15 protein-coding genes are annotated in these 16,745 nt (G+C 59.3%); 12 read left to right on the top strand and 3 right to left on the bottom strand.

What is annotated here, in order from left to right; translation table 11 throughout:
* Positions 1–2: 2 nt before the first annotated feature.
* Positions 3–1,787, bottom strand: a complete 1,785-nt coding sequence (locus Q4481_RS09195; RefSeq protein WP_304376090.1) for an extracellular solute-binding protein — start codon at positions 1,785–1,787, stop codon at positions 3–5.
* Positions 1,788–2,057: 270 nt separating this feature from the next.
* Here Q4481_RS09195 and Q4481_RS09190 point away from each other — a divergent pair, with 270 nt between their 5' ends.
* Positions 2,058–2,693: an invasion associated locus B family protein gene (locus Q4481_RS09190; protein WP_304376040.1), complete on the top strand. Its 636-nt coding sequence runs from the start codon at positions 2,058–2,060 to the stop codon at positions 2,691–2,693.
* 111 nt (positions 2,694–2,804) lie between these two features.
* Here the strand turns inward: Q4481_RS09190 and Q4481_RS09185 are convergent, their stop codons facing one another.
* Positions 2,805–2,942 (bottom strand): hypothetical protein, encoded by a 138-nt coding sequence (locus tag Q4481_RS09185; protein ID WP_304376039.1) that lies wholly within the window; start codon positions 2,940–2,942, stop codon positions 2,805–2,807.
* Positions 2,943–3,179: 237 nt separating this feature from the next.
* On the opposite strand from Q4481_RS09185, the gene coaD reads away from it, so the two are divergent.
* From coaD to Q4481_RS09130, 11 genes are all read left to right on the top strand, one after another.
* Positions 3,180–3,674, top strand: coding sequence for a pantetheine-phosphate adenylyltransferase (gene coaD / locus Q4481_RS09180; protein ID WP_304376038.1), 495 nt, complete (start codon positions 3,180–3,182; stop codon positions 3,672–3,674).
* Positions 3,675–3,703: 29 nt separating this feature from the next.
* Positions 3,704–4,270: a peptidylprolyl isomerase gene (locus tag Q4481_RS09175; RefSeq protein WP_304376037.1), complete on the top strand. Its 567-nt coding sequence runs from the start codon at positions 3,704–3,706 to the stop codon at positions 4,268–4,270.
* 26 nt (positions 4,271–4,296) lie between these two features.
* Positions 4,297–4,809 (top strand): peptidylprolyl isomerase, encoded by a 513-nt coding sequence (locus Q4481_RS09170; protein WP_304376036.1) that lies wholly within the window; start codon positions 4,297–4,299, stop codon positions 4,807–4,809.
* Positions 4,810–4,906: 97 nt separating this feature from the next.
* The gene (gene queA / locus Q4481_RS09165; protein WP_304376035.1) at positions 4,907–5,980 is read left to right on the top strand and encodes a tRNA preQ1(34) S-adenosylmethionine ribosyltransferase-isomerase QueA; all 1,074 of its coding nucleotides are present in this window, start codon (positions 4,907–4,909) and stop codon (positions 5,978–5,980) included.
* Complete coding sequence (tgt, locus tag Q4481_RS09160; protein WP_304376034.1) at positions 5,980–7,110, top strand: tRNA guanosine(34) transglycosylase Tgt; 1,131 nt, start codon at positions 5,980–5,982, stop codon at positions 7,108–7,110. The genes queA and tgt overlap by 1 nt, the downstream gene beginning before the upstream one ends.
* A gap of 96 nt (positions 7,111–7,206) precedes the next feature.
* Positions 7,207–8,457, top strand: coding sequence for a threonine ammonia-lyase (ilvA, locus tag Q4481_RS09155; RefSeq protein ID WP_304376033.1), 1,251 nt, complete (start codon positions 7,207–7,209; stop codon positions 8,455–8,457).
* Positions 8,458–8,538: 81 nt separating this feature from the next.
* On the top strand, positions 8,539–9,000 hold the full coding sequence (locus Q4481_RS09150; protein ID WP_304376032.1) for a MarR family winged helix-turn-helix transcriptional regulator: 462 nt from the start codon (positions 8,539–8,541) through the stop codon (positions 8,998–9,000).
* Positions 8,997–10,850 carry an FUSC family protein gene (locus Q4481_RS09145; RefSeq protein ID WP_304376031.1) on the top strand — a complete coding sequence of 618 codons (1,854 nt, stop codon included), beginning with the start codon at positions 8,997–8,999 and terminating at the stop codon, positions 10,848–10,850. Before Q4481_RS09150 ends, Q4481_RS09145 begins: the two co-directional genes overlap by 4 nt.
* Positions 10,851–11,014: 164 nt before the next feature.
* The gene (locus Q4481_RS09140) at positions 11,015–11,404 is read left to right on the top strand and encodes a cupin domain-containing protein (RefSeq protein ID WP_304376030.1); all 390 of its coding nucleotides are present in this window, start codon (positions 11,015–11,017) and stop codon (positions 11,402–11,404) included.
* 288 nt (positions 11,405–11,692) lie between these two features.
* Positions 11,693–11,830 (top strand): hypothetical protein, encoded by a 138-nt coding sequence (locus Q4481_RS09135; protein WP_304376029.1) that lies wholly within the window; start codon positions 11,693–11,695, stop codon positions 11,828–11,830.
* A 124-nt stretch (positions 11,831–11,954) separates the two neighbouring features.
* Entirely contained in the window at positions 11,955–13,853 is a 1,899-nt protein-coding gene (locus tag Q4481_RS09130; protein ID WP_304376028.1) for an O-linked N-acetylglucosamine transferase, SPINDLY family protein, read from the top strand.
* Between the two features lie 70 nt (positions 13,854–13,923).
* Here the strand turns inward: Q4481_RS09130 and gyrA are convergent, their stop codons facing one another.
* On the bottom strand, positions 13,924–16,680 hold the full coding sequence (gyrA, locus tag Q4481_RS09125; protein ID WP_304376027.1) for a DNA gyrase subunit A: 2,757 nt from the start codon (positions 16,678–16,680) through the stop codon (positions 13,924–13,926).
* Positions 16,681–16,745 lie beyond the last annotated feature (65 nt).

The following is a 16,745-nucleotide window of genomic DNA, read 5'->3' as shown; positions in this document are numbered from 1 at the left end:
CCTTACTGCGCGCGGCGATCCCACCACGTCTGATACTGGACGCCATAGAGTGGCAGAACTTCCGGATGTTCGATATGCTTCCAGCGGGCAACCCACTGTTCGCCAATATGATACAATGGCAGCACGTAATGGCCTGACACCAGCAGCCGGTCATGGGCCCTGACGGCGGCTTCGAATTCTTCCATAGATCCGGCGGTCAGAATCTTCTGGATCATGGCATCGATGTCGGGGTCGGCGACACCAGCGAAATTATCCGACCCCTCGATGTCGCGGGAGGATGAACCCCATCGCGTGATCTGTTCCAGACCCGGCGAAAGCGACGCCGCATAGGTCTTGATCACGAGATCATAATCGAAACGTTGGGTCCGCTCCTGATATTGCGCGTCCTCGACCGTGCGGATCGTCATCTTGATTCCCAGCGCTGCGAGGCTGCGCTGATAAGCAATCGCAAGCTTTTCCTGGTCCTGGTTCTGCGAGAGGAGTTCGAAAGCCAGCGGCGATCCGTTTGGCAGCAGCATCGTGCCACCTTCGATATGGCAGCCCGCCGATTTCAACAGGTCGAAGGCGCGCTTGAGCACCTTGCGATCCCGCCCGGATGCATCAGTCACGGGCAGACGATAGGTACCGGCGAGAACCTCGGGATCGACCTTGGCGATGGCACTGCCCAGGAGGCGCTTTTCGAGATCATCGGCGGGGCGATCAAGATAGGACAGTTCCGAATTCTGCCAGTAGCTCTGGGTGCGCGTGTAGGTACCTTCGAACAGGTTGCGATTGACCCACTCGAAATCGAAGGCCAGCGTCAAGGCTTCGCGAATGCGCTTGTCGGCAAAGATCGGTCGCCTGGTGTTGAAGACCATGGCCAGCATGTTGGCCGGCAGGCGGGGCTCGAACGTCTCCTTGATCACATCGCCCTTGCTGACCGCCGGGAAATCATAAGCGCGGTTCCAGTGCGCCGGAGACCCCTCGGGATAGATATCGACCTCACCCTTCTTGAACGCCTCGAAAAGCGTGTTGGCTTGCAGGAAATATTCGATCGATATCTCGTCGTAATTGTCGAAGCCGATCTTGGAGGGCAGATCCTTGGCCCAGTAGTTTTCGTTGCGGCGATAGACGATTCGCTCGCCCGGCTTGATCTCCTTGACAAGATAGGGACCCGAACCAAGCGGTGGCACGAGCGTGGTCTGTTCGAACGTTTCGGCATTGGTGGCGTGTTTCGGCAGCACCGGCGACAAGGCCAGCAGAAGCGGAAACTCGCGATCGGTGCCAGGCTTGAAGGTGAAGCGGACAGCGTTGTCGCCAACTTTTTCCATGCGTTCGACCTTGTCGAGACGGGTCGAAAAGGGCGGACGCCCGTGTGCGCGCATCAGTTCAAAGGTGAAGATCACGTCTTCGGTCGTGACCGGTTTGCCATCCGACCAGCGCGCCTTCGGATTGAGATTGAACTGGATGAAGGTTCGGTTGGCATCCCATTCCACCGTTTCTGCGAGCAGCCCATACATGGTGAAGGGTTCATCGCGGGAACGCGTCATCAGCGATTCGACCACGAGGTTGCCGAAATCCGGATCCCACATGCCGCGTGCGGTGGTGCGCTTGGCCTTGAGAATGAAAGGATTGAAGTTGTTGAAGGTTCCCACCACGCCATAGGCAATGCGTCCGCCCTTTTTGACCGCCGGGTTCACATAGGAAAAGTGCTTGTAGTCTGCCGGCAGGGCAGGATCGCCATACATGGCGATGCCGTGCAGCGGCTCTGCATTGGCCATGGCAGTCAGAAAAACGAAGCCTATCATGGCCGAAATGGCTTTGATCACGTCGGCGATCCTTTCGGTGGGGGCTGAATCACAAGGCGAGAGTAGCAATAGTGCGACCTATATCCAACGCTGGCAGAAAATATTGGGCGGATGGCGGCAAAGCCCAAAGAAGTACTGGATAATTGCCCATCGGCAATGTAACAGGATCGCAACGCTGGGTCATGCTATTGCCTCAATTCGACGGCAGGACGACGCCAATTGCATGGGATCGACGGTGTCGGTCATCGTTATCAGGAGACGGGATCAGTTATGAGCTTCGAATTTAAATCCGCCGCACGTACCACTCTCGGCGCACTGGCCGTTGCAGCCATGGCCGTCGCCGGTGCCGCAGCTCCGGCCTTTGCCCAGAACGCCCCGCAGGGCTGGTTCAAGGTTTGCGACAAGGACGGCGAAAACGAAGTCTGTTCGGTTCGCAACATTCGCACTGCCGAAACCGGCGGCCCGCAGCCGCAGCTGATCACGGCGGTTGCCCTGATCACCGTGACCGGCAAGGTCAATCGCAAGTTCATGCAGGTGTCGGTGCCGACCGCGCGTCTGATCCCTCCGGGCGTCCTGATGCAGATCGATGGTAGCAAGGGCCAGAAGATCGATTACGGCGTCTGCATGCCGGAACTCTGCATTGCCGAGCTTCCGCTGACCGACGGCATTATTGCCAACCTCAAGAAGGGCAATGAAGTGGTGTTCACCTCCGTCAATTTCCAGCGTATGCCGAACCCGATCAAGTTCTCGCTCGAAGGCTTCACCGGCACTTTCGATGGCAAGCCGATCGAAAAGTCGGCCATCGAAGAGCAGCAGCGCGAGCTGCAGGCCAAGGAACAGAAGATCCGCGAAATGGGTCTGAAGAAGCTGCAGGACGCACAGGACAACGCCAAGAACGCTCAGTAAGCGTTTCAGGCCTTTACTGGAACTTCAAAGCCCGGATCAGGCGACTGATCCGGGCTTTCGTATTTTGGTGATGGCAGCGCTTCGATGTGCCGGTCGAAGCCGGATGTGTGGTCAGGCAATCTGACGCGAGCGCAGGGTGCGGCGATCGGCTTCGTTCTCGCGCATGAAATTGACGAAGGACGAAATGGCGGTGGCGACGAACATCGCCGAGATCAAAACGGCCATACCGATGAGAAGCAGATAAATCATGTCAACCTCCATTCATGCGACGAACCGGACAGGGTTTTGATGCGTCCAGCCCTGTCCGGCCGTCGTTGGGGCGGTGCTGCCCAAACCGGCGCGACCGCTAACTTGTGTCCAAGATGGTCGATCACCGCTGAAATGGCGCTGAATAGCCCGTTCATCGGCCATTCATCTTTCGCCGAAACCGGTTGCGCCCGACCGGTTTCCGTGAGAAAAGCGGCGCAATCCATCCAGGCGAGGACCATGACGACCGCATTTTATCCCGGATCTTTCGATCCCATGACCAACGGCCATCTGGATGTTCTCGTTCAGACACTGAACCTTGCCGACAAACTGGTCGTCGGTATTGGTGTCCATCCGGGAAAGGCTCCCATGTTCAGTTTCGAGGAACGGGCGGATCTCATCCGGGCAGCGCTTTCGCAAACCTTGCCAGCGCGCGCCGGTGATATTTCCGTCGTTTCCTTCGCAGGACTCGCTGTCGATGCGGTCCGGGCCAATGGGGCAACCATCCTCATCCGCGGATTGCGCGATGGCACCGACCTTGATTATGAAATGCAGCTTGCAGGCATGAACCACCAGCTGGCGCCTGACATCCAGACGGTGTTTCTGCCGGCGGGAACCGCATCGCGGCCCATTACGGCCACATTGGTGCGCCAGATCGCCCAGATGGGCGGGGATGTCAGCGCTTTCGTGCCGGCCGCCGTTCTGGCCGCACTCAAGGCGAGATTCTCATCCTGACCACCCGAAAAAGGGACAACGGAGACATTATGAACTTCTTCAAGTCTATCGCACTTGGCGCCATTGTCGCGCTCGGCCTTGCTTCCGGCGCATCGGCCAATCCGAACCAGCTGACCATCGAGCTCAAGGATGGCCCGGTCGTCATCGAACTGATGCCGGATGTCGCACCCAAGCATGTCGCGCAGATCAAGTCGCTCGCCGAGAAGGGCGCCTATGACAATGTTGCCTTCCATCGCGTGATCGAAGGTTTCATGGCCCAGACCGGCGATGTGCAGTATGGCAATATGGAAAAGAACTTCCAGCCCGAGATGGCCGGCATGGGCGGTTCTGATCTTCCCGATATTCAGGCGGAATTCTCCAGCGTTCCCTTCGAGCGGGGCGTTGTCGGCATGGCGCGGTCGCAGGACCCCAATTCCGCCAACTCGCAGTTCTTCATCATGTTTGCACCGGGACGCTTCCTCGATGGTCAATACACCGTCGTCGGCAAGGTCGTTTCGGGCATGGAGTTCGTCGACAAGATCAAGCGTGGCGATGATGCCAACAATGGCAGCGTCACGGATCCGGACCGGATGATCAAGGTCACCGTCGGTAAATAATCGTTCAAACCAAAGGAGATAGCCGGATGGCTGAAATCAAGGACCCGGAAAACACTCTCGTGATGGAAACCACCCAGGGCAAGGTGGTGATCCAGATGCTGCCGCAGGTGGCACCCGGCCATGTCGAACGCATCAAGGAACTGGCACGCGAAGGTGCCTATGACGGCGTCGTTTTCCACCGCGTGATTGCCGATTTCATGGCCCAGACCGGTGACGTCAAGTTCGGCAAGAAGGGTTCTGCATCCTTCAACCCGTCGCGCGCCGGCATGGGCGGTTCCGACAAGCCGGACCTCAAGGCCGAATTCTCGGCAACGCCGCATGTGCGCGGCACCTGCTCGATGGCCCGTTCGCAGATGCCGAACTCGGCCAACTCGCAGTTCTTCATCTGCTTCACCGACGCACCGTGGCTGAACAAGCAGTATTCCGTCTGGGGTCAGGTCATTGAAGGCATGGACAATGTCGACAAGATCAAGAAGGGCGAGCCGGTCCAGGATCCGGACTCGATCATCTCCGTGAAAGTTGCAGCCGACATCGCCTGAGGCTTTTCGTTGGACTTTTACCGCCTCGGCCTATATGGCCGGGGCGGTTTTTATTTGAGCGAAGCCTCACCCAACCGGTGCGGCAACCGGAACGACAATGCGCGTAGACCAGTTCGATTTTGACCTTCCCGAGGAACGGATTGCCCTGAGACCGGCAAATCCGCGCGATACGGCACGTCTGCTCGTGCCGCAAGCCGACGGTCGCTTCATCGACGCTGAAGTGAAGGATCTGACCGATTTCGTTTCTCCCGGCGATATTCTCGTCTTCAACGACACCAAGGTCATTCCCGCCCAGCTTGAAGGAATGCGGGTGAGGGGAGACAATGAGGCTTCGGTCTCGGTGACCCTCCACATGCGCACCGCACTCGATTGCTGGAAGGCGTTCGCCCGTCCGGGCAAACGCATCAAGGTTGGCGATCGGCTGGTGTTCGGTCCTGCGGCCGAAACCTGCTTGCTTGGCTCGCTTTCGGCCCTGGTCGAGGAAAAGGGCGACGGCGGCGAAGTCACGCTGCGGTTTGAACTGTCGGGTGCGGCGCTGGATGAGGCAATTGCCGCGGTCGGCCATATTCCGCTGCCGCCCTATATCGCCTCCAAGCGCCCGGAAGACAGTCGGGATCGTTCCGATTACCAGACGATTTATGCGCGCGAGGAGGGGGCGGTGGCCGCTCCCACGGCGGGCCTTCATTTCACGCCTGACCTGTTCGACCGGCTCGATGCAATGGGTGTCGAGCGTGCCTTCGTGACGCTTCATGTGGGGGCGGGGACCTTCCTGCCGGTCAAGGCCGACGATACCGACGATCATGTGATGCATTTTGAGATCGGAACCATCAATGCTGCCGCAGCCGAACGGATCAATGCCGTACGCGCCCGCGGCGGCAAGGTCATTTCGGTCGGAACGACATCGCTCCGGCTTCTCGAAAGTGCGGCGGCACCGGATGGGACGCTGAAAGCCTGGTCGGGGGCGACCGATATCTTCATCACGCCCGGTTACAAATTCCGGATCGTCGACCGGCTGTTCACCAATTTCCATCTGCCGCGATCGACGCTGTTCATGCTGGTGTCTGCCCTGGCCGGTCTCGACGAGATGCGGGCCACGTACGAGCATGCGATCAACACCGGCTACCGTTTCTATTCCTATGGCGATGCCAGCCTGCTGACGAGGAAAGACTGATGCATTCGGAATTCAAGTTCCAGGTTCTGACCACGGATGGCGAGGCCCGGCGTGGCGAAGTGTCGATGCCGCGCGGCGTGATCCGCACACCGGCCTTCATGCCGGTAGGGACCGTCGGCACCGTCAAGGCGATGTATCTCGATCAGGTGCGCGAGACCGGCGCCGATATCATTCTCGGCAATACCTATCACCTGATGCTGCGTCCGGGTCCGGAACGGGTGGCGCGCCTCGGTGGTCTGCATGAACTCATTCGCTGGCCGCATCCGATCCTGACGGATTCGGGCGGCTTCCAGGTCATGTCGCTGTCGGGCCTTCGCAAGCTCGACGAGAAGGGCGTGACCTTCAAGAGCCATCTCGACGGACAACTGCATTTCATGTCGCCGGAACGGTCGATCGAGATCCAGGGTCTCCTCGATTCCGATATCCAGATGCAGCTCGACGAATGCCTGGCTCTGCCGGCCGAGCGCAAGGAAATCGAACGTGCCATGGAAATGTCGGTTCGTTGGGCGGAGCGCTGCAAGGTGGCGTTCGGCAACCAGCCGGGCAAGGCGATGTTCGGCATCGTCCAGGGCGGCGACCAGCCGGATCTGCGCGTGCGTAGCGCCGAAATGCTGCGGGCACTCGATCTCAAGGGCTATGCGATCGGCGGCCTGGCGGTCGGTGAGCCGCAGCATGTGATGCTGGAGATGATCGAAACCGTCAATCCGCATCTGCCGACAGAGAAGCCGCGTTACCTTATGGGCGTCGGGACGCCGGATGACATTCTGAAATCGGTCGCCCGCGGAATCGACATGTTCGACTGCGTGATGCCGACCCGTTCGGGCCGTCACGGTCTGGCCTTCACGCGCCGCGGCAAGGTCAATATCCGCAATGCCCGTCATGCCGAGGATATGCGCCCGCTCGACGAGGAATCGACCTGCCCGGCGGCCCGCGATTATTCCCGCGCCTATCTGCATCATCTCGTCCGGTCCAACGAAGCGCTGGGCGGAATGCTGCTGACCTGGAACAATCTCCATTATTACCAGGAACTGATGAGCGGCATCCGCAAGGCGATCGAAGAGGGCCGCTATGCCGATTTCATGGCGGAGACGCAGGAAAACTGGCAGCGCGGCGATCTTCCTGCGCTCTGACTGGACCAATATCGGCGGTCTGGCATGCGTCAGGCGCATTTGCCATGCCGACAGCGCTATGCGATAGGGGACCCTCAACCAGAGACGGTGAGGGCGATGCTGCGCGCGAATGTTGATGAGGCCTTGCTGGCCATGCGGGAACTGTTTCCCGAAACGCCACTGCAACTGAACGAACATCTGAGCCGGCGCTATGGCGCCGAGATCTGGCTCAAGCGCGAGGACCTGTCGCCGGTCCGTTCCTACAAGATCCGTGGTGCCTTCAACTTCATGCGCAAGGTCATTGGCAGCGGCAAGGGTGATACGACATTCGTCTGCGCCTCAGCGGGCAACCATGCCCAGGGCTTTGCCTTCGTTTGCCGGCATTTCGGTGTTCAGGGTGTCGTGTTCATGCCGGTGACAACACCGCAGCAGAAGATTGACAAGACTCGAATGTTCGGCGGCTCCTTCATCACCATCAAGCTGATCGGCGATATTTTCGACCAGTGCTACGCCGCGGCAAGGACCCATGCAGAAACCACAAACGGCTATATGGTACCGCCGTTCGACCATGCGGATATCATCGAAGGGCAGGCGACCGTTGCCGCCGAATTCGTCACCCAGTTGCCGGAGGGCATGATGCCCGATCTCGTGGTGATGCCGGTCGGTGGCGGTGGGCTTTCCGCGGGGATCACCGGTTATCTCGGTGATCAACTGCCAAAGGAAGCCTTCGTCTTTGCCGAACCGACAGGAGCGCCCAGCCTCAAGAAAAGCCTCGAGGCACATGCGGTTGTGACATTGCCGAAAGTCGACAATTTCGTCGATGGTGCCGCCGTAGCCCGGATCGGCGATCTGAATTACGCGGCACTTAAGGATTTCTCCCCCGATCAGGTGCTGCTGATCTTGGAAAATGCCATCTGCGTTCCGATCATCGAGATGCTGAATGTCGAAGGCGTCGTGCTTGAGCCTGCCGGCGCGCTATCGATCGCCGCGCTTGAGGCGATCGGACGCGATAAGCTTAAGGGAAAGACCGTCATCTGCGTGGTCTCCGGCGGCAATTTCGATTTCGAGCGGCTTCCGGATGTCAAAGAGCGCGCCATGCGCTATTCGGGGCTGAAGAAGTACTTCATCATGCGGTTGCCGCAACGTCCGGGAGCTCTGCGCGATCTTTTGAACCTGTTCGGACCCGACGATGATATTGCGCGATTCGAGTATCTCAAGAAATCCGCCCGCAACTTCGGCTCGATCCTGATCGGGATCGAGACGAAGGACCGCGACAATTTCGTCGGTCTGATGGAGCGTTTCGAACAGGCCGGTCTCGGCTATGAAGACATTACCAACAATGAAATCGTCGCCAACCTGATCATCTGAGGCCGGTTGGCCGATAGAACAGGCCATTTCGGCCTGTAAATATAATTTGAATTCAAATCATTTATATTCTAACCAATGTGAATGACGAAGAATTCCATAGTATCACGCGCCCGTTTCGGCTTTGCCCTTGTCGGCCTTGCTCGTCGCTGGCGGCAAGCCCTTGACGAACGGCTCTCCGATATCGGTCTCAGCGATGCTGTATGGCCGCCACTCGTGCATCTTGACCGGTCGGGCGATGCTGTTTCCCAGACCGAGCTCGCCCAGCGGTGTGGCGTGGACAATTCGACGCTGGTGCGCTTGCTCGATATTCTGGCCAGACAGGATCTGGTCGAGCGTCGGGTTTCGGAGCGGGACCGGCGTTCGCGGCTTATCATCCTGACGGACAAGGGGCGCCAAACGCTTGTCTCTGTCTATGCGATCCTCGAAGAGATCGAGACGGCCATGCTGGCCGACGTGTCCGATGAGGAGATCGATCAGAGCCTCACCATGTTTGACCGGATCGAACGGGGGATTGTTCGGACGAGGCGCGGGACGACCGAATGAACGTTCTTTCCTCCTGCGGTTTTGAAACGTCACGGCTGCCATTCGCTTTCCGCACCGCTTTCGCAGCCTGCCTCGCGCTTCTCTTTGCCTTTCTGCTTGGTCTTGAGCATCCGCAATGGTCTGCGATGACGGTATGGGCCGTATCACAGCCATTGCGCGGCCACTTGTTGGAAAAGAGTCTCGCCCGTCTTCTCGGAACGCTGATTGGCGCCGCTTTCGGACTTTGCCTGATGCTGGTTGCCGGAAACGCGATTCCCTTGATCGTTCTCGGCATGGCGATCTGGATGGCGCTTTGTGCCTTCATTGGCAACATGCTGCGCGGCTATGCATCCTATGCCGCGATGCTGTCTGGTTACACGGCCGGCATGGTAACGCTGCTGGATGCCGCGCATCCGACCCATGTTGCGGCAATCGGCATCGACAGGCTGCTGACGGTCGCGCTCGGTGTGCTGGCGGCCCTGGTGATCGGCTGGATCTTTGCCGATGATGGTGGCGATATGAGCCCGGTCGAACGGGCGCGCGCATTGACACGGCGCATCCTCCTCGATGTCCAGAACGTCCTGGCAGGCTCCCCCGATGGATCCACAGCGTCGCGGGTTTCGATTGGAGAATTGGCTGCGCTGGAAGGCATCCTCGATGCCAATGCCTCGCGATCCCGCAAAGCGCGACAGGAAACAAGGAAGGTGAGGGCGCTTCTTGCCACACTGACGGCAGTGGTTCTCAAGTTGCAGCATGTGTCCGCCGACGGAACCTCCGCCACAACATTTCCTCTGAATGACGACACTGCCGACACGCTTCTTGCGATGGCGCAACTCGAACGCAGAGCGAGCGACCGCGCTCTGCAACGCACGTTGCATGACCTTACGGAAGCCTACCGCGCCCTGGACCAGATTGACGTTACGGGAGCCGCTACGCCGATTCATCGGGACGGGCGCATGGCGGCCCGATCCGGCATCCGCATATTCATCGCCATGGCCGCCGTTGGTGGCCTCTGGTTCGTCAGCGGTTCTGAAATTGGCGGATTCATGCTTCTCGGCACGGCGATCATGCTGTCGGTGTTTTCGACCTTCGAAAATCCGGTGCTGACGCTACGATGGATCTTTGCCGGCCAGTTGCTGGGTGCGGTTGCGGCGCTCGTCTGCCGCTGGATCTTCTGGCCGTGGGCGGACAGTTCCGCAGGAATGATCGGATGGATGGTTCCGGTCATCCTGATCGGAGCCTTGTTGGTTGCTCACAGGAAGACAGCCCGTCTGGCGTTCGATTTCAATATGGTCGCGCTTCTGCTTCTGCAGCCGGTCTGGCCGCAGACGATGACTGTGCCTTATTCGATTGTCTCGGCGATTGCCGTGCTGACCGGGCCTCTGATTGCGATGGTCGCTTTCAAGCTTGTCTTTCCGGTCGATGTCGGCCGGCGCTACTGGTCCGTTCGTATCGCCATGCTCGATGATCTGGCCCATTTCGCACAAGCCGGTTTGCAGCCGTCTCGGGTCGCCGTCTGGCGCAGTCTCTTTCTGCATCGCGTGCTGATGGTTTTCTATTGGGGCGAACGTGCCGGACTGTCCGAAGCGAAGCTTCTGCGCGATGCCGCGGACATGGTCGCGATCGTGGACGCCATCGACCACCTGCGGTCAACTGACGACGATGCGTCGGGAGCCCACGCGTCGCGTTGGCGGAAAACGGCTCTGGCGCGGCTGCAAAACTTCAGGACAGCGCCGGAAAAGGTGAGCGAGCGCCTGGAAAAGCTCACCGGAATGTCCATAGATCCACTCGATCAGCAGATTCTGCACCGTGCGGCGCTGGCGATCGTCAATCAGGCCGGACGTGATATGGACCAACGGATCATCGGATAGCTCAACAGTTTAGTTCCATAATCTATCTTATGCGATAATGATCTGTAAGCGGGTACGTCCCATTTCCCAGTGCGCCATGCCCCACTGGCAAGGACTTCCATGACATTCTCCGGGCCCTTGTGATACGACCCTAAAACCTCTCGGAACCGGATGGAGCTGGCTCGATGAAATGTCTCCGCATCTTCTCAACGTCGGATGGAGAATCGCATTTCGACGAGGTCGATCTGCCGACATCGCCTGTTGCGGTTCACCCTGACGCGACACCGTTTGAAGTGACAGCCAGCTATCCTGCTTCACGGGTTCGCATGACATTCATTCCGGCGGGCATGCGCGAAGTGTCCTGGCATACGGTTCCAGAACCGGTCTTGACCGTTCGTCTCAACGGTTCGGTCGAGTATGAAACAAGCGATGGCGACAAGCGCTTCGTTTCCGCCGGCAGTTACGTTCTGGTGGAAGATACGCATGGCAAAGGCCATCTGTCGCGCCATTCTCCGGAAGCGCAGACGGTTCTCTGGATCTCCTTGCCAAACGGACTCACGTTGCCAGAAGCCTGATCGTTCATCTATCCCGCAGCCAAACGGCAGCGCTTGCGCGCCAACTTATCGCCATGTGCAGAAAAAATTTCGCCATGCGGGAACTATTCCATGGCCTGTGCCGTTTATGCATCAGGTGAATGGCAAATGAACGGGCCATTCAGGGCTCGATCAGATGGTCTGTGGTTATATCGGGTCAAGTTAGACGGACAGGTCGAAACCGCACCTGTTCCCCGAGTGACAGACGCAAAGCGACGGATGTGAGAGAAGCACATCCAGACCGATGCAACGAAACGAAAGGCAACCGAAATGATGTACATGACCCTGACCTTCATGGCTGGCCTCATCGCCGTTATGTTCGTCGCCACCGCCGTTTCCTCCATCCTCAATTCGATTCGCGAAAGCGAAGCCGATAGGCTTGCGAACGATCGCCGTCTCGCATTCTGACCTCCTCCCCGACGCGAGGATCTGATCCTCCCCGTGGATCCTCGCATTTCTTGAACCGGACGGACCTCCAGCCGTCCGGTTTTTTCGTCAGCGTCGCTCAAAGTTGGTTTGCCACTCTCCGACGATGACCGACGATGAAAAAGACAGACTGCAGGCTGCCCTGGCGGCTTACCGCGAAGGCGCATGGGACCTGGCACTCACCAGATTACTGCAAGGCCGCGACCGCGACGATATCCAAAATCCGCTGCACCTGGCGCTGCTCGCCAATCTTCATGCCAAGCTGAAACAACCGCGCCTTGCCGCGACCGCGTTTCTTGCACTTGGGCACCATACGCTCGATCCGAAGGAACGCGCTGGCAGCCTGAAGACCGCCGCCCTGCTCTATCTCCAACTCGCAGACCAGAATGCGCTGGCCGATATGGCTGTTGCCTGCATTGCGGCAAATCCGCAGGATCTCACCCTTGCATTCCGCATCCTGCGCATGGTTCATCAGGCAGGTCGCAAAGAGATCGTTACAGCCGGATTTGCCGAGATCGACCCCGCGAGCGCCGACTATCATCGCAGGTCCGGCAACTTCTTCGATCGCATCGGCGAACCGGAAAGCGCCTATAGAATTCTCCAGGACGGCGTGAACGCTCATCCGCAGGATGCCAGATTGCGGGCCCGATTGATCGCGCAGGCACGAAAGGTGGCGGATTTTCCGGTGCTGCGACAATTCGATCTCGCCATGCAGGACCTGCAGGTTCCGGCCAATCACGCCGTTTTCGCCGCAGAACAGGCGCTTCAACGTCTCTACTGGTGCGAGAACGAAGCACAGCTTGCCGCGCCCGCCCTCGATACGCCGCAAGGGACAGACAACGCTCAACGGCCAACGCGTCGCGCGCCTCGTCCCGCCGGCGAAAAACAGAGAATCGGCTACGTGTCGGCCGATTTCGGCAACCATGTCATGCTGTCGGTGATGGCGGAAATCTTCCGCAACCATGACCGGCAGCGCTTCGATTTCCGGCTCTATTGTCACACGCCACCCGAATTGCGCAAGGTGCAGCAAGGATGGCCACCCGCCCTCAAGGACAGGCTCTGCCATATCGACCGGATGAGCGATGCCGAAGCCGTGGCCAGAATTTCTGCCGATGGAATCGATCTTCTGGTCGACCTCAAGGGCCATACGGCCGAAGCCCGGCTCGGAGTTTTTGCGCTAACCGATGCACCGGTCACGGCAACCTATCTCGGCTATCCGGGAACAGTGACCGGCGTCGATATCGACTATCTGATCTCCGATCCGATCGTCACGCCGACCACTTCATTCCCGCACTACCACCAGAAAATCTGCCGCCTGCCGGATGTGCAGATGCCGAATCCGGCGCTCTCTTTCTATCCTGATGCGACCACGAGCCGTGCCGACTGGTCGCTGCCGGATGACCGGATTGTTCTCTCCGCCTTCAACGCGCTCTACAAGATTACACCGCGAACGATCGATCTCTGGAGCCGCATCCTCAAGCAAGCACCAGAGAGCAACCTCTGGCTTCGCTGCGCCGAGCCTGAAGCACAGCGGCGCTGCCTCGACGAGTTCCGCCGCCAGGACATTGCCGAGGACCGGATCATCTTCTTCACTGCCAAGCTCGGCATGTCAGATTATCTCGCGACACTGGGCCTTGCGGATCTGGCACTCGATACCCTGCCCTATAACGGCCATTCGACGACGGCGGATCTGCTGCGCGCCGGCGTCCCGGTTGTCACCGCTCAGGGACAGGCCTATCAGGCCCGCGTGAGCCAGAGCCTCCTGCATTCGGTCCGGCTCGACGAACTCGTAGCTCCGGATGATGAAGCCTATGTGGCTCTCGCGATCAGGTTGGCAAGCGATCATGGCTATCGCGAGGACATCCGCAGTCACCTAGCGACTGCGCGCGAAACATCGCCTTTATTTGATCCGGTCCGCATGACGCGAAACCTCGAGCGCGCCTATCTCCTCATGCTCGACCGCGCCCGCTCCGGCCTGCCGCCGGACCATTTCGATCTCACCTGAACTTTAGAAAATGAAAAGGCCGGCATCCACGAATGGAGCCGGCCTTGATTTTCGATCTCCGGTTCAGGGATCAGGTCTGGTCAGACTCTCCACCCATTCCCTCGCCTTCGGCTTCATCATCGCCTTCGGGTTCGCTGATCCGTTCCACCGACACGACCTTTTCATCGGCGGCGGTCGAGAAGATGGTGACGCCCTTGGTGGCACGGCTGGCGATGCGGATACCGTTGACCGGTACGCGGATCAGCTGGCCGCCATCGGATACCAGCATAATCTGGTCGGCATCCTCGATCGGGAAAGCCGCCACCAACTGACCGATCTCGTTGGTCTTGGAGGTATCGGTGGCACGAATACCCTTGCCACCACGGCCCGAGGTGCGGAAATCGTAAGACGAAGACCGCTTGCCATAACCACGCTCGGAAACGGTAAGCACGAACTGCTCGCGCGCCTTGAGTTCCTGATACCGCTCCTCTGTGAGATCGCCGACTTCGCCGACATCCTCACCGACAAGCGCGATATCTTCTTCATCGACGCCCAGAGCCCGGCGCTCAGCCGCAGCGCGCTTGAGATAGGCCGCCCGCTCGGAAGCCTCCGCATCGACGTGATGCAGGATCGTCATCGAAATCAGCCGGTCGCTTTCGGCCAGCGTCAGGCCGCGGACACCGATCGAGTTACGGCCGGCAAAGACGCGCACTTCATCGACCGGGAAGCGGATTGCCTGGCCGAGTGCCGTGGTCAGCAAGACGTCGTCGAATTCCGTGCAGGTTTCCACCGAGAGGATTTCATCGCCCTCTTCCTCAAGTTTCATCGCGATCTTGCCGTTGCGGTTGACCTGGATGAAATCGCTGAGCTTGTTGCGCCGGACGGTGCCGCGGGTGGTCGCGAACATCACATCGAGGTTGGCCCAGCTATCCTCGTCTTCCGGCAGCGGCATGATGGTGGTGATGCGTTCGCCGGGTTCCAGCGGCAGCATGTTGATAAGCGCCTTGCCGCGGGATTGGGGTGTGCCGATGGGCAGGCGCCAGACCTTTTCCTTGTAAACGATACCGCGCGAAGAGAAGAACAGAACCGGCGTATGCGTGTTGGCGACGAACAGGCGCGTGACGAAATCCTCGTCGCGCGTTGCCATGCCGGACCGGCCCTTGCCGCCACGGCGCTGGGCGCGATAGGTGGCGAGCGGAACGCGCTTGACATAGCCCGCATGCGAGACGGTGACCACCATATCCTCGCGGGCAATCAGATCCTCGTCATCCATGTCCGGACCGCCATCGGCGATCTCGGTCCGGCGCGGGGTGCCGAATTCATCGCGAACGGCTGCCAGTTCATCCTTGACGATGGTCATGATGCGCAGGCGCGAGCCGAGGATTTCGAGGTAGTCCTTGATCTCCTCGCCGATCTTGTTGAGTTCGTCGCCGATTTCGTCGCGACCGAGCGCCGTCAGGCGCTGCAGGCGCAGGTCGAGAATGGCGCGGGCCTGTTCCTCGGAGAGATTGTAGGTACCGTCCTCATTGATCCGGTGGCGCGGATCGTCGATCAGCCGAACCAGCGGCTCGACATCGCCGGCCGGCCAGCGGCGGGTCATCAACTGTTCGCGAGCGGTGCTCGGATCCGGCGCGCGCCGGATTAGGTTGATCACCTCATCGATATTGGCAACGGCAATAGCGAGACCAACCAACACATGGGCACGATCACGCGCCTTGCGCAGAAGGTATTTCGTGCGCCGGCTCACCACTTCCTCGCGGAAGGTGATGAAGGCCTTGAGCATGTCGATCAGGGTCAGCTGTTCCGGCTTGCCGCCGTTCAGCGCCACCATGTTGCAGCCGAACGAGGTCTGCAGCGGCGTGTAGCGATAAAGCTGGTTGAGGATCACCTCGGCATTGGCATCCTTCTTGAGCTCGATGACGACGCGATAGCCATCGCGGTCGCTCTCGTCGCGCAGGTCGGAAATGCCCTCGATGCGCTTGTCGCGCACCAGCTCGGCCATCTTTTCGATCATCGTCGACTTGTTCACCTGATAGGGAATCTCGGTGATGATGATCTGTTCGCGGTCGTTTCGCATCGGCTCGATGCGGGCCCGACCGCGCATGATGACCGAACCGCGACCGGTCTCGTAAGCCTGACGAATGCCCGCGCGACCGAGAATCATGGCGCCGGTCGGGAAATCCGGACCCGGGACGATTTCCATGATCTTCAGAAGGTCGAGCGCCGGATCATCGATCAGCGCAATGCAGGCATTGATGACTTCGGTCAGATTGTGCGGCGGAATGTTGGTGGCCATGCCGACGGCGATGCCACCGGCGCCATTGACCAGCAGGTTCGGAAACTTCGCCGGGATGACGACCGGTTCCTGCATGGTGCCGTCGTAGTTATCCCGGAAATCGACCGTTTCCTTGTCGAGATCGTCGAGCAGCGAATGGGCCACCTTCTGAAGGCGGCATTCGGTGTAACGCTGGGCGGCTGGCGGATCGCCGTCAACCGAACCGAAATTGCCCTGACCATCGATCAGCGGCATGCGCAGCGACCAATCCTGCGCCATGCGGGCCAGTGCGTCATAGATCGCAGCATCGCCGTGCGGGTGATATTTACCCATCACGTCGCCGGTCACGCGCGCCGACTTCACATATTTCTTGTTCCAGTCGAGCCCCAGCTCGTTCATTCCGAAAAGGATGCGGCGATGAACCGGCTTGAGGCCGTCACGGACATCGGGAAGCGCACGCGACACGATCACGCTCATGGCGTAATCGAGATAGGAGCGCTGCATTTCCTCGACGATGGAGATTGGCTCGATGCCGCTCGGGCCCTTGCCGCCTGGTGTTGTCAGTTCAGTCAAGTCGTTCACATTCTTCGATTGCAGGAATCATCTTGTCCTTATAGCCGATAGGCTTCAAAAGGGCC

Source organism: Fluviirhizobium alvei, from assembly GCF_030551875.1.
In the GTDB taxonomy this organism is placed as follows: Bacteria; Pseudomonadota; Alphaproteobacteria; order Rhizobiales; family Rhizobiaceae; genus Rhizobium_E; species Rhizobium_E alvei.
Note: the sequence above shows the minus strand (reverse complement) of the source record. Positions and strands in the feature narration are given on the sequence as shown.

Bases quoted from the DNA above. Each gene is read 5' to 3' on its own strand.
- tgt (WP_304376034.1), top strand. From the start codon at position 5,980: ATGCATTCGGAATTCAAGTTCCAGGTTCTGACCACGGATGGCGAGGCC.
- Q4481_RS09140 (WP_304376030.1), top strand. From the start codon at position 11,015: ATGAAATGTCTCCGCATCTTCTCAACGTCGGATGGAGAATCGCATTTC.
- Q4481_RS09135 (WP_304376029.1), top strand. From the start codon at position 11,693: ATGATGTACATGACCCTGACCTTCATGGCTGGCCTCATCGCCGTTATG.
- coaD (WP_304376038.1), top strand. From the start codon at position 3,180: ATGACGACCGCATTTTATCCCGGATCTTTCGATCCCATGACCAACGGC.
- Q4481_RS09150 (WP_304376032.1), top strand. From the start codon at position 8,539: ATGACGAAGAATTCCATAGTATCACGCGCCCGTTTCGGCTTTGCCCTT.
- Q4481_RS09145 (WP_304376031.1), top strand. From the start codon at position 8,997: ATGAACGTTCTTTCCTCCTGCGGTTTTGAAACGTCACGGCTGCCATTC.
- ilvA (WP_304376033.1), top strand. From the start codon at position 7,207: ATGCTGCGCGCGAATGTTGATGAGGCCTTGCTGGCCATGCGGGAACTG.
- queA (WP_304376035.1), top strand. From the start codon at position 4,907: ATGCGCGTAGACCAGTTCGATTTTGACCTTCCCGAGGAACGGATTGCC.
- Q4481_RS09175 (WP_304376037.1), top strand. From the start codon at position 3,704: ATGAACTTCTTCAAGTCTATCGCACTTGGCGCCATTGTCGCGCTCGGC.
- Q4481_RS09185 (WP_304376039.1), bottom strand. From the start codon at position 2,942: ATGATTTATCTGCTTCTCATCGGTATGGCCGTTTTGATCTCGGCGATG.
- Q4481_RS09190 (WP_304376040.1), top strand. From the start codon at position 2,058: ATGAGCTTCGAATTTAAATCCGCCGCACGTACCACTCTCGGCGCACTG.
- Q4481_RS09170 (WP_304376036.1), top strand. From the start codon at position 4,297: ATGGCTGAAATCAAGGACCCGGAAAACACTCTCGTGATGGAAACCACC.
- Q4481_RS09195 (WP_304376090.1), bottom strand. From the start codon at position 1,787: ATGATAGGCTTCGTTTTTCTGACTGCCATGGCCAATGCAGAGCCGCTG.
- Q4481_RS09130 (WP_304376028.1), top strand. From the start codon at position 11,955: ATGACCGACGATGAAAAAGACAGACTGCAGGCTGCCCTGGCGGCTTAC.